The sequence below is a fragment of the Halorubrum sp. JWXQ-INN 858 genome, from assembly GCF_009806985.1.
Classification (GTDB): Archaea; Halobacteriota; Halobacteria; order Halobacteriales; family Haloferacaceae; genus Halorubrum.
The window spans coordinates 341,457-352,247 of sequence record NZ_WUAX01000006.1 but is presented as its reverse complement, the minus strand read 5'-3'; the positions used below and the strand labels follow the sequence as shown (position 1 = coordinate 352,247).

14 protein-coding genes and 1 pseudogene are annotated in these 10,791 nt (G+C 67.5%); 3 read left to right on the top strand and 12 right to left on the bottom strand.

Going from position 1 to position 10,791, the window contains the following annotated elements:
- The 7 genes and pseudogenes from GRS48_RS05060 to GRS48_RS05030 all read right to left on the bottom strand — a co-directional run.
- Positions 1 to 460, bottom strand: a pseudogene (locus tag GRS48_RS05060) (RNA-guided endonuclease TnpB family protein); the annotation flags it as partial.
- Positions 461 to 636: 176 nt separating this feature from the next.
- Positions 637 to 1,548, bottom strand: a complete 912-nt coding sequence (locus GRS48_RS05055; RefSeq protein ID WP_159484146.1) for a 1,4-dihydroxy-2-naphthoyl-CoA synthase — start codon at positions 1,546 to 1,548, stop codon at positions 637 to 639.
- A 161-nt stretch (positions 1,549 to 1,709) separates the two neighbouring features.
- Positions 1,710 to 2,165: a hypothetical protein gene (locus tag GRS48_RS05050; protein WP_159484144.1), complete on the bottom strand. Its 456-nt coding sequence runs from the start codon at positions 2,163 to 2,165 to the stop codon at positions 1,710 to 1,712.
- Positions 2,166 to 2,281: 116 nt separating this feature from the next.
- Positions 2,282 to 3,256 carry an aldo/keto reductase gene (locus tag GRS48_RS05045; protein ID WP_159484142.1) on the bottom strand — a complete coding sequence of 325 codons (975 nt, stop codon included), beginning with the start codon at positions 3,254 to 3,256 and terminating at the stop codon, positions 2,282 to 2,284.
- 90 nt (positions 3,257 to 3,346) lie between these two features.
- A complete protein-coding gene (locus GRS48_RS05040) occupies positions 3,347 to 3,544 on the bottom strand; it encodes a hypothetical protein (protein ID WP_159484140.1) in 198 nt (65 codons plus the stop codon).
- A 221-nt stretch (positions 3,545 to 3,765) separates the two neighbouring features.
- Positions 3,766 to 4,011 carry a hypothetical protein gene (locus tag GRS48_RS05035; RefSeq protein WP_159484138.1) on the bottom strand — a complete coding sequence of 82 codons (246 nt, stop codon included), beginning with the start codon at positions 4,009 to 4,011 and terminating at the stop codon, positions 3,766 to 3,768.
- A 104-nt stretch (positions 4,012 to 4,115) separates the two neighbouring features.
- Positions 4,116 to 4,295: a hypothetical protein gene (locus tag GRS48_RS05030; RefSeq protein ID WP_159484136.1), complete on the bottom strand. Its 180-nt coding sequence runs from the start codon at positions 4,293 to 4,295 to the stop codon at positions 4,116 to 4,118.
- Positions 4,296 to 4,413: 118 nt separating this feature from the next.
- Between GRS48_RS05030 and eif1A the strand changes: the two genes are divergently transcribed.
- Positions 4,414 to 4,704, top strand: coding sequence for a translation initiation factor eIF-1A (gene eif1A / locus GRS48_RS05025; protein ID WP_159484134.1), 291 nt, complete (start codon positions 4,414 to 4,416; stop codon positions 4,702 to 4,704).
- A 19-nt stretch (positions 4,705 to 4,723) separates the two neighbouring features.
- Here eif1A and GRS48_RS05020 read toward each other — a convergent pair whose 3' ends face one another.
- Positions 4,724 to 5,752, bottom strand: a complete 1,029-nt coding sequence (locus GRS48_RS05020) for a succinylglutamate desuccinylase/aspartoacylase family protein (protein WP_159484132.1) — start codon at positions 5,750 to 5,752, stop codon at positions 4,724 to 4,726.
- A 127-nt stretch (positions 5,753 to 5,879) separates the two neighbouring features.
- Between GRS48_RS05020 and GRS48_RS05015 the strand changes: the two genes are divergently transcribed.
- The gene (locus GRS48_RS05015) at positions 5,880 to 6,707 is read left to right on the top strand and encodes an MBL fold metallo-hydrolase (protein ID WP_159484130.1); all 828 of its coding nucleotides are present in this window, start codon (positions 5,880 to 5,882) and stop codon (positions 6,705 to 6,707) included.
- 87 nt (positions 6,708 to 6,794) lie between these two features.
- Positions 6,795 to 7,334 carry a hypothetical protein gene (locus GRS48_RS05010; protein ID WP_321168300.1) on the top strand — a complete coding sequence of 180 codons (540 nt, stop codon included), beginning with the start codon at positions 6,795 to 6,797 and terminating at the stop codon, positions 7,332 to 7,334.
- A gap of 30 nt (positions 7,335 to 7,364) precedes the next feature.
- Here the strand turns inward: GRS48_RS05010 and GRS48_RS05005 are convergent, their stop codons facing one another.
- The 4 genes from GRS48_RS05005 to GRS48_RS04990 all read right to left on the bottom strand — a co-directional run bounded on the left by GRS48_RS05005 (position 7,365) and on the right by GRS48_RS04990 (position 10,690).
- On the bottom strand, positions 7,365 to 7,946 hold the full coding sequence (locus GRS48_RS05005) for a transporter (RefSeq protein WP_235027994.1): 582 nt from the start codon (positions 7,944 to 7,946) through the stop codon (positions 7,365 to 7,367).
- Between the two features lie 191 nt (positions 7,947 to 8,137).
- On the bottom strand, positions 8,138 to 9,058 hold the full coding sequence (locus tag GRS48_RS05000; RefSeq protein ID WP_321168299.1) for an EamA family transporter: 921 nt from the start codon (positions 9,056 to 9,058) through the stop codon (positions 8,138 to 8,140).
- A gap of 157 nt (positions 9,059 to 9,215) precedes the next feature.
- Positions 9,216 to 9,395 (bottom strand): hypothetical protein, encoded by a 180-nt coding sequence (locus GRS48_RS15195; protein WP_235027993.1) that lies wholly within the window; start codon positions 9,393 to 9,395, stop codon positions 9,216 to 9,218.
- 431 nt (positions 9,396 to 9,826) lie between these two features.
- Positions 9,827 to 10,690: a GAF domain-containing protein gene (locus tag GRS48_RS04990; RefSeq protein WP_235027992.1), complete on the bottom strand. Its 864-nt coding sequence runs from the start codon at positions 10,688 to 10,690 to the stop codon at positions 9,827 to 9,829.
- Between the last annotated feature and the right edge of the window lie 101 nt (positions 10,691 to 10,791).

Here is a 10,791-nt window from a genome sequence, read left to right as displayed (position 1 = left end):
ACTTGCACAGGACGAAATCTGACCAATACTCTTTCAGGTTCGATCCTTGTGAGAGTCGAACTCGGTCGTACTGGGTGTCGAGTTTGAAGCCTTTCTGCTTGAACGTGACTGTGGAACGCGGATGCTCGTCGCCGCGTTTGCGGTAGCCGGGCGGGTTCGCTCGTGTATCTCCGTTGCGTCGTTTGCCGTACCAGCCGTTAAACGCCTCAGCGAGTTCTTGAAGGACGCGCTGACTTGACTGAGAATGGAGGTCATCATAGCGTTCGTGGTTTTTGAGGTACGTGGTGAGTTCGTTGTGGTTGGGAATGTGATCGATTTCATCCCAGATTCGACTACACGTCCACCGGCCGACGTTCCAGAGTTTACTGGCTGCGAACCCGAGCGAATCAAGGTCGTCTTGCACCCGAGACTGGTTCCGTATGGACGCAGTGTAGGTGCGAGTAACGACCTGTTTCGCCATATGTAACCTATGTAGACAAACTTACTTGAAGGATTGGATTGGGGCAGCGTGGAATATCCAGCCGTGCCATCGAACGGCGGACTGTGAAGGGTAGTGTCGGATTCATCCCCGCGCTAAAGCGCGAGGCTTTCTCCTTGATTCTCCGTAACCGTGCAGACCGGGCATGACGCCGTGGGTCAGTAGTGCCAGGGGTGCTCGCGGAACCGCGGCTCGCGCTTCTCGAGGAAGGCGTCGCGTCCCTCCTGTGCCTCCGCGGTCATGTACGCGAGCCGGGTCGCCTCGCCCGCGAACACCTGCTGGCCGACCATGCCGTCGTCGGCCATGTTGAACGCGTACTTGAGCATCCGCATCGCCGTCGGCGACTTCCGGGTCATCTCGTCGGCCCACTCCAGCGCGACCGCCTCCAGCTCCGTGTGGGGGATCACCTCGTTTACCATCCCCATGTCGGCCGCCTCCGCTGCCGAGTAGGTCTTCCCCCTGAAGAACACTTCTCGAGCGCGCTTCTGGCCGATCTGCTGTGCGAGGTACGCCGAACCGAACCCGCCGTCGAACGAGCCCACGTCGGGGTCGGTCTGGAGGAACTTCGCGTGCTCCTCGCTCGCGAGCGTGAGGTCACAGACCACGTGCAGCGAGTGGCCGCCGCCGACCGCCCAGCCCGGGACGACGGCGACGACGGGCTTGGGCATGAACCGGATCAGCCGCTGGACCTCGAGGACGTGGAGCCGCCCCGCGCGCGCCTCGCGAACGAGGTCGTCGTCGTCCTCGCCTGCCTCGTCGTCGTCGCGGTACTCGTAGCCCGACCCGCCCCGGACCGACTGGTCGCCGCCCGCACAGAACGCCCAGCCGCCGTCCTTCTCGGACGGCCCGTTGCCGGTCAGGAGGACGCAGCCGACGTCGGCCTGCTTGCGGGCGTGGTCGAGCGCCGCGTACAGCTCGTCGACGGTCCCCGGCCGGAAGGCGTTGCGCACGTCCGGCCGGTCGAACGCGATCCGCACGGCCGGGACGTCGACGGCGCGGTGATACGTCACGTCGTCGAACTCGTCGGTGACGGGCTCCCACGCGTCGGGGTCGAAGGTCTCCGAAACCATGTCCCGACCTCGGTCGGGGGGACTTATAAACCGCGGTGGGATCGGGGTGGCGATGGGCGGGGACCCGGCCTCGGTCAACGCCACCGCGGAAAAGACGCACCTCGCCGCTCGCCGATCAGTGAAACCGTCGCTCGCCGATCAGTAAAACCGCCGCTCGTCGCTCAGTCGTCCTCGAGCGCCTGCGCGATCCGCTGCAGCTGGCGCGTCGCGTCGCGGACCTCGTCGCGGAGCTGGCGCACCTCGCGGACGAGCTCCTCGTTGCCGACCTCGTCCGCGCCGGCGTCGCCGCCGGGGCCGCCCGGACCGCCACCCATGCCGGGCGGGCCGCCGGCCCCGCCGGGACCGCCGCCCATCATGCCGGACATCATCTGCGCGAACGGGTTGCCACCGCCGCCGCCGCCCATGCCGGGCGGGCCACCGGCCCCGCCGGGACCGCCGCCCATCATCTCCTCCGGGCTCGGCCGGTCGCCCTCCTCGCGCTCCTGTTCTCGGCGCTCGCGGATCTCCTCGACGCGCTCGCGGAAGGACTTCTCCTCGTCCTCGCCGGTCGCGTCGTCGCCGTCGGCTCCGTCCTGTGGCTCGTTCTCGTCGGCTCCGGGGTCCTCGTCTTCTCCCATGCACCCCGATTCGGCAGCACGTCCGAAAAGGGTTGTTGCTCCGGCGTCGACGGTGCGCTTATCACTCGGCGACGTTCTCTTTATAAGTCTCCCGTCGGATCGCCGCGATCAGCGGGTCAGTCGTGTCCCGAGACGCGGACCGGCTCGTACGGCTCCTCCAGCCAGTCGACGTCCGAGCTCGAGAGATCGATGTCGAGCGCCTCCACGGCGTCCTCGAGGTGTTCGACGCTGGTCGTCCCGACGATGGGCGTGTCGACCCACTCCTTGTGGAACAGCCACGCGAGCGCGATCTGAGCCATCTTCACGCCCTTCTCGTCGGCGAGCTCCGCGACGCGCGCGTTGATCTCCTGGCCGCCGCCCTCGCGGTACGGGTGACGGTACATGTGTTCCTCCGTCTCGCCGCGGAGCGTCGCGTCGATCTCGTCGTCCGGTCGCGTGAGGTAGCCGCGCGCGAGCGGGCTCCACGGCATCACGCCGACGCCGCGGGACTCACAGTACGGGAGCATTTCGCGTTCCTCCTCGCGATAGACGAGGTTGTAGTGGTTCTGCATCGTGACGAACCGGTCGAGCCCCCGGCGCTCGCTCGTGTGGAGCGCCTCGGCGAACTGGTGGGTCCACATCGAGGAGGCCCCGACGTACCGGGCCTGTCCGCGGCGGATCGCGTCGTCGAGCGCCGCCATCGTCTCCCGGATCGGCGTCTCGTCGTCCCAGCGGTGGATCTGGTACAAGTCGACCGTCTCCATGCCGAGCCGATCGAGGCTCGCCTGGAGCTGCGTCTCGATCGCCTTCCGCGAGAGGCCGCCGGAGTTCGGGTTCGACTCGTCCATCCGGAAGTAGCCCTTCGTGGCGACGACGGCCTCGTCGCGGTGCCCTTCGAGCGCCTCCCCGAGCACGCGCTCCGACTCGCCGTTCGAGTACATGTTCGCGGTGTCGAAGAACGTCACCCCGAGCTCGAGCGCGCGCTCGACGAGCTCCTTCCCCTCCTCCTCGCCGAGCACCCAGTCGCGCCACGCGGGGTCACCGAAGCTCATACAGCCGAGACAGATCTTCGACACCGTCATGCCCGTGTCGCCGAGGGTCGTGTACTGCATGCGATCCGTCTCGGCGGGAGCCGTCAAAAAGGTGCGCTCGGACGTTCGCGGCGGCGACGCCGTCAGCACGTCGTCCACGCCGGCGGCCGATCAATCGTTGCGGAACGACGCCGTGTACACGAGGAACGTGCCCGTGAGGATGACGAACGAGAGGAAAGTGACGAGCGCGAGCACGTTCGCGATCGGGTCGAGCGGGTTCAAGAACTCCTGACCGGTCGTGTTCAACACGAGCACGGCGAGGAGGGCGGCGATCAGGCCGAGCAGCCAGTTCGTGAGCAAGTCGTCCATACGAGGCCCCTCACTCGGACCGACCAAAAAGCCGCGGGTGAGCGGTCGGGCCGCCGTCCGGTCGTCGTCGGGTCGCCGTCCGGTCGTCACCGAGGCGTCACCGAGGCGTCACCGGGTCGTCACCAGGTCTCCGTCAGGTCGCCGTCCGGTCGTCACCGGGTCGCCGTCAGGTCGCCGTCCGGTCGCCGCCTCGGCCGGTTCGCCCCGATCAGTCCGCCGGATCAGTTCGCTCCGCTCAACGCGCGGAGCCGTGGCAGCACCTGTTCGTACCCGAGCGCGACGACCCCGACGTACAGCGCCACCAGGCCCATGCCGACCGCCCAGAGCCCGACGACGACGTCGCCCCCGGTGACCGCGGCGGTTCCGAACCGCTCGAGCGCGATGCCGACGACGGAGGCGGCCGCGGCACCGAGCACGAGAACCAGGAGTTCGAGCAGTTCGACCGCGAACGCAGGGAGCTTGCCCATACCCATCGGCGGAGAGCATCGGGTATCAGCCTTTCGCAGCGAGGGGGCGCTACGACGCCGGGAAGCGGGCGGGCGAGCGACGGGTCGAACGACACCTACTCACGCTACTTGAGGCCGAACGCGCGCATCGTGGATTCGGCGAGCCCCTTCGCGATCAGGGCGAGACCGGCGAGGAGGATCATCACGCCCGCCCCGATCACGGGGTCGTACAGCGTCAGGAGGGCGACCGCGAGGAAGACCACGACGACGCCGGCGATACCTTCGAGACCGAGGGTGTCACGCATGCCTCGGTCGTCCCGCCGTCGGCGCTTAAAAGGGGCGTTTCGGGGCGATGCGGACGCGACGCGTCCGCCGATGGAGAGTGGCGTTTTTATCCCATGCACCACGTATCGGCGCGTACGCATGAGCGACGGAGACGACGACGACCGAGGCGAGCTCCGAATGCCCGACGACGACGAGGTGTTCGCCGAGGTCTTGGAGATGCTCGGCGCGAACCGCGTCACGGTCCGCTGTGCGGACGGCACGGAGCGGACGGCGCGGATCCCCGGCCGGATGCAGAAGCGGGTCTGGATCCGCGAGGGGGACGTCGTGCTCGTCGAGCCGTGGGACTGGCAGGACGAGAAGGCGGACATCGCCTGGCGCTACGAGAAGAACGAGGCCGAGCAGCTCCGCGAGGAGGGCCACCTACGGTGATCGCGGCCGCGACCGGCCCTTAGCTCTCGATCCGTTCGGCGACGCCGACGAGCGTCGCCCCGGCCGTGACGGTCGACTCGCGCGCGACGGAGTAGACGATCCCGTCGCGATCGGCGTGAGCGACCTGGAGGGTCTCGAACGTCGTCGGGTCGTACACCTCGCCGAGCCGCTGGCCGTCGGCGACGGCGTCCCCGATCGTCAGCCCCGGCTCGACCGTGAACAGCCCGGAGTCGGCGGCAGTGACTCGCCCGAGGTGGTTGCGCGCGACCACGCCGTCCCACGGCTCGGGCGCGCCGGAGAGGACGCCCTCGTTCCGCAACACCCCGATCATCCCCGAGACGCCCGTCTCGACCGCCTCGTCGACGATCTCCCGGCTGTGTGCGAGCTCGGGCGTGATCGTCGGGATCCCCTCCCTGGTGGCCGCGACGCGGAACTTCCCGCCGAAGTCGCGCTCTGCCCACTCGGTGTCGGCGTCGTCGCCGGCGGCCTCCGCGAGGAGGAGGTCGGTTCCGAACGCCTCCGCGAGCGAGCGACACGCGTCGTCCCCGCGCATGTACACGGTGTGGGTGAGCATCGACGGCGACCCGGTGTGGAGGTCGACGACGGCGTCGGCGTGGCCCGCGAACGACCAGAGCCGATGGGCCATCCGCTCGTGGAGCGTCCCGTCGGGGTCGCCGGGCCAACACCGGTTCATGTTCGCGTTGACGGAGTCGAGCGACTCCGGCGTCGTGTACGAGACGCGGTCGAAGGTGAGCGGATCGGCGACGGGGACCGTCACGAGGGTCCCCGAGAACTCACCGAGCCCGTCGCTCGCGTCGCTTCCGGCGGCGGTGAGCCGCTCGTGGAGCCGGCGGAGGACCGCCGCCCCGTTCACCTCGCGCCCGTGCTGGGCCGCCTGGGCGTAGACGACGGGGTCGTCCTCGGGGACGTCGAGCGTCGGGCCGTCGTCCCCCTCGACGATCGAGCCGGTCCCGTAGGCGTGGACGGTCGTTCGGATCGGGACCCCCGAGGGGAGCCGGGCGAGCGTGAGTTCGCTACTCGTGTGCATACGTGTCCCTCGGCGGGCCGCCGTTTATATCATTCCACGCGACTGCTCCGGGAGTCGGGGGCGGACCGGCACACGGCGTCGACCGACCGCGGACGCTAAGGCCGTGGACCGAGGACCTCCACGCGAGATGCGGGTCACCCTCCTCGGAACCGGCGACACGACGGGGACGCCCACGGTCGGTTGTGCCTGTACGACCTGTACGGTGGCCCGCGAGCGCGGGGTGTCGCGGTCGCGGTTCTCGGTTCACGTCGCGAACGAACGGACCGACGAGTCGCTGCTCATCGACTTCAGCCCCGACTTTCGGAGCCAGTTCCTCGACAACGACGTGTCGCTGCCCGACGCGGGGCTCGTCACCCACGTCCACTTCGACCACCTCGACGGCCTCGGCAACGTGTACCGACTCGTCGACGGGCTCCCCGTCCACGCCCCCAGCGAAACCGATCCCGCGACAGACGAGAGCGTCGCCGAGACGATCCGCGCGAAGTACGACTACCTCGAGGACCGGATCGGGGTCCACTCCCGGGACCCGTTCGAGCCGTTCGAAACGTGCGGGCTCGAGGCCCGGTTCGTCCCGGTCGATCACCCGCCCATGCGCTGTTACGGCGTCGTCATCGAGGACCCGGAAACGGGCGCGAAGCTCTCGCTGACGGGCGACACGAGCTACGACGTTCCCGAACGTTCCCGGGCGGCGCTCGCTGATCCGGACCTGCTTTTGGCCGACGCCATCGTTCCGGCCTCGCTGTGTGATCGGCATCCGATCGGCGGTCGCCACGAGGGTCCCGACGGCGTTCCTCGGACGTTCGGCTCGAAACACATGACCCGGGAGGGGGCGCTCGCGCTCGCGGACGAGCTCGACGCCGACCGGACGCGGCTCGTCCACCTCGCGCATTTTTACCCCGCGGACGAGGCGTTCGCGGAGCCGCTCGCCGTCGACGGCGAGACGTACGAGCTGTGATCGACACCGGGACGGTCGACGTCTCCCCGCCCGCCCCTCGTTGCCGGCATCGCGGCGGTTTTTACGGATCGAATACGCAGTAGGGACGTGAATCGATCGCACGGGTCCAGAGCGTCACGGGTGATCCCGACGCTCGTCGCGCTCGGGCTGATCGTCGCCGCGTTCCTCGCCCGTCGCGTGCCGCTCTGGTCCATCAGACGCCGCGGCGCGCGGGTCTCCCGTCGCGCCCCGGACCGGTTGGTTCCGTCCCCGCTACGCGTGCTTCCGCCGCCGCCAGACGAGTTCCTCGGGGTTTGGGGGGTCCGCCCGGCCGACGCGCGGGCCCGACTGCTCGATCGACACGGGTTCGACCAACAGGTCCGCGCGTACCTCCACGCGTACGAGCGTGACGGCCGCGTCGCCTACGAGGCGGCGAGTTGTGCGTACCGTCCCGACGGCCTCCTCGGCGGGTGGCAGCTCCACGTCCGGCTGTTCCCAAGGACGGACGGCGACACCGACGTCTGGTGTCACTGGGAGCGGAACCCGAACGTCGCGCCGATCGCCCACCTCCGGAAGGACGGCTACGACCCCGAGGAAGGGAAACGACGGTTCCGAGCGCTCGTCGACGACGACTCGATCGATGCGTGACTTCCTCCCCGCGCCTGAAACGGGGACGGGTCAGCGCTCGCCGCGGACGAACCCGCCGACCGCACCGCCGACCGCGCCGAAGACGACGGGGAAGACGATCCCGGCGAGGAGGACCGCCGTGACCGGGTCCGGAGCCACCGTTCCCTCGCCGACGGCGTAGCGGAACACGAACGTGCCCGCGACCGCGAGCGGGAAGTAACCGACCGCGACGAGCGCCCCGGCGGCCGCGCCGTCGCCGGGCGTGTTCGCGTCGCCGAGGGCCGCGAGCGCGATCCCGCCGGCGATCAGCAGGATCGGGGGAACCACGAACAGCATGGCGAGGCTCCCGCCGTCGGCGCTCGAGACGAAGTTCTCGACGCGGACTCCGCCGAACGGCTGCGGGACCTCGGTGGCGACCCCGTGAGCGTTGTAGAACACCCATCCGACCGCCTGCCACGCGGGGATGGGGTCGCCGCCGAAGAGGTCGGTGACGAAGTTGAACCCCTCCAGCCGCTCCTCGATCCGCGCTCGCTGGGTGACGTACACCGCGAGATAGCCGATCAGGTACGCGGTGACGCCGGTCACGCCGCCGGCCGCGGCGCGACGGCCGCTGGGACGGGTCGTGGGTGACATGACCAGCACGTCAACGCCGACGGGGTAAGTGCTTGCTGGCTCACGATGGCTCCGTGACGGGGGAGCAACCGATCCTGCGTCGATAGGTCAGGAACCGATCCGGCGTCGACAGGTCAGGAACCGATCCGGCGTCGACAGGTCAGGAACCGATCCGGCGTCGACAGGTCAGGAACCGATCCCGCGCCGGCGGGTCACGAACCGATCCCGCGCCGGCGGAGCTCGTCCCGGATCGTCGACCGTTTGACCAGCGCGAAGCCGACACAGATGAGCAGGAACCCGATAACCGTCGTCGCCGCGATCCCCTCACTCAGGAAGACCCACCCGGAGAGCGCGGCGAAGACGGGCGCGACGTACGAGACGAGGTTGATCTCGATCGGGCCCACCCGTTCGAGGAGCCGGAAGTAGATCAGGAAGCCGACGGCGCTCGCGGCGATCGCGAGGTACGCCAGCGAGAGGACCGCCTCCGTCGTCCACGCGATCGACGAGACCGACTCGCCGAGCCCGACGGCGACGACGTGCATGATCAGCGCGCCGAACAGCATCGACCACGCCTCCATCGTCTCGATGGGCATCTCGGCGTCGACCGCGCGGGTGAGCACGGCCCCGAGCGCGAACGCGGTCGCGGCGAGGAAGACGAGGACCTTCGCGACTGCCCCGTCACCCGTCAGGTTCGCGGGATCCGGCGCGGCCAACACGACGGCCCCGACGAGCCCGACGAGGAGGCCGAGGACCCCGATCAGCGTCAGCCGCTCGGAGGGGAGCAGCGCCCGCGCGAACGCCGTCGTCAGCACCGGCGAGAGGCTCACGATGACGGCGGCGACGGCGCTCGTCACCGCGGGGTCCTCCTGGCCGACGAACAGCAGCGCGTGGTACGCCGCGATGAGGAGGACCGCGCCGATCGCGACGAGCGTCCACTCCCCGCGCCCCCGGGGGATCGGATCGTCGACGACGTACGCGGCGTACGCGAGCATGATCACCCCGGCGACGTCGTAGCGTATCGCGGCGAACAGCACCGGCGGGAAGTACTCCAACCCGGCGTTGATGGCCATGAACGCCGAGCCCCACACCGCGGCGAGAACGAGGAACAGCGAGAGGTTCCGGTAGCGGGTCACGCGGAGAGTCGTCCGGGGACGTGCCAAAAGCTTCCGGAACCGGCCGGACGGCTCCGCTGAGATCGGTGGTCGTTGATACGGTCGTCTCCGCGTGGTCAATACGGACCGCGCAGCCCTCGGTGGAGCGGTTCCAGGTCCGGTCGGGCGGAATCGATCGTCAGAACGAGACGGTCGATTCGTCGTCCGCCGCGGTTCCAAACGTCGTGCGGCCTCGGTCGTCGTAGTATTTGCGTCCGATAAACGTCTCATCGAGGTTGCCGATGATCGTCGTGTACAGGGCGTCCGAAGTCAGGTAACTCTCCTCTTCGATCGGCTCTAAGACGTCTCGAATGGTCACCGAATCGCCGGAGGGAGACGTTATTTTAATCGTGCCGATCCGTTCGACCACGGCTGTATGCGTCACTGGGAACTCGAACGACTGATCGACGATCTGCGCTGTATCTGTGTATCTCATGGCTATTGTTCGGAAATCGACGGCTCGATCTCTGCGGTATCCCGTACACGGGGGACGTGAATCAACCCCAACAGTTTTCATTTAACACGGATTTTTGATTATACGAGAGACACGCATCGGGCAGTATTCCCTTTCTCAACCCGTGGCTGAATTGAGACACCAACGTGACGTGCGGACGAGAGCTCTCCGCTCGTCAACGCCGGTGGGGACTGCGATCGCCGTGTCCTCGGTCGTGGATGTAAAAAGCGCGTCGCGGAAGCAGGAAGCCCCATCCTCGAGCGCGAGTCGTTAGGCGAGCGGTCAGGCGGGGTCGTTCACTCGGGGAATGCCGTGTCGTATTCCTTCAGCAACCGAACGAGTGGTTCCACCTCGGAGAACTTCGGCCCTTTGGATATCGTATCCGAACCCACGTTCCACTCGATGTATCCCGCGTCGGCTAGCTTGGGTAAGTCACGATGGTACAGCCCTATCCGGTCGTCTTCGCCGTTCACCTTCCGTTCAAGGGCAGCGATACTGGTCTCCGTGGTGTCCCCTAACAGCGTCATGAGAGTGACGCGACTTGTGAGACCCTTGAGTGCGTCCATCATCGAGTCGATGTCTTCCGCAGAAACGGCGCGTCCCTCGATCGTGTCGAGACGCGTCTCCCGAAAGTGCGGCCCGACGGAGAGATCCAACGCGTACTCTACCCACTGGCTGTGCATCTCGACGAGGGCTTTCTCTTCGTCGAGGATCGGTTCATCACGGGCGGCAGTGTTCGCAAAACAGAGCGTTCCATAGAGCTCGTCGTCGACCGAGACCGTCGTCCCGAGGTAACTCCCGAACTCGAACGTCTCATACGCCGGATCGTCCTCCCACCCTTCGGTGACGGCATCACTGACGGCCAGCGTTCCCTCCGGATCTACGATGGTTTTCCGACAGTAGGTCTCGGAAAGCGGGACGGTGCTCTCCGGTTTGAGGACTTCGTGGGAGCCGTGTACGACCTCGAAGCGTTCCGTATCGTTCTCCAGGTCGATGTTCGACAGAAACGCGTATCGCATGTCGAACTCGGCGGTTTCGTGTTCGAACAGCCGTTCGAGTCTGGTTTTCGGGTCGATAGTGGGAGCAAACAACACCCGCCACAGGCGCTGAAAATAGGGCAACTCCTCGCCTGCTTCCGGTGTGCAGATACTGTGTGTCATTGTCTGAGCCACGTGGCTGTGACGGGTGGCACGTCCGTTCGGATCGTTCGAGCGTCGGATGTACGGTCCGAGATAACATATCACTATGGTTGTCGTTCCGA

Bases quoted from the DNA above. Each gene is read 5' to 3' on its own strand.
- GRS48_RS05055 (WP_159484146.1), bottom strand. From the start codon at position 1,548: ATGGTTTCGGAGACCTTCGACCCCGACGCGTGGGAGCCCGTCACCGAC.
- GRS48_RS05050 (WP_159484144.1), bottom strand. From the start codon at position 2,165: ATGGGAGAAGACGAGGACCCCGGAGCCGACGAGAACGAGCCACAGGAC.
- GRS48_RS05045 (WP_159484142.1), bottom strand. From the start codon at position 3,256: ATGCAGTACACGACCCTCGGCGACACGGGCATGACGGTGTCGAAGATC.
- GRS48_RS05040 (WP_159484140.1), bottom strand. From the start codon at position 3,544: ATGGACGACTTGCTCACGAACTGGCTGCTCGGCCTGATCGCCGCCCTC.
- GRS48_RS05035 (WP_159484138.1), bottom strand. From the start codon at position 4,011: ATGGGCAAGCTCCCTGCGTTCGCGGTCGAACTGCTCGAACTCCTGGTT.
- GRS48_RS05030 (WP_159484136.1), bottom strand. From the start codon at position 4,295: ATGCGTGACACCCTCGGTCTCGAAGGTATCGCCGGCGTCGTCGTGGTC.
- eif1A (WP_159484134.1), top strand. From the start codon at position 4,414: ATGAGCGACGGAGACGACGACGACCGAGGCGAGCTCCGAATGCCCGAC.
- GRS48_RS05020 (WP_159484132.1), bottom strand. From the start codon at position 5,752: ATGCACACGAGTAGCGAACTCACGCTCGCCCGGCTCCCCTCGGGGGTC.
- GRS48_RS05015 (WP_159484130.1), top strand. From the start codon at position 5,880: ATGCGGGTCACCCTCCTCGGAACCGGCGACACGACGGGGACGCCCACG.
- GRS48_RS05005 (WP_235027994.1), bottom strand. From the start codon at position 7,946: ATGTCACCCACGACCCGTCCCAGCGGCCGTCGCGCCGCGGCCGGCGGC.
- GRS48_RS04990 (WP_235027992.1), bottom strand. From the start codon at position 10,690: ATGACACACAGTATCTGCACACCGGAAGCAGGCGAGGAGTTGCCCTAT.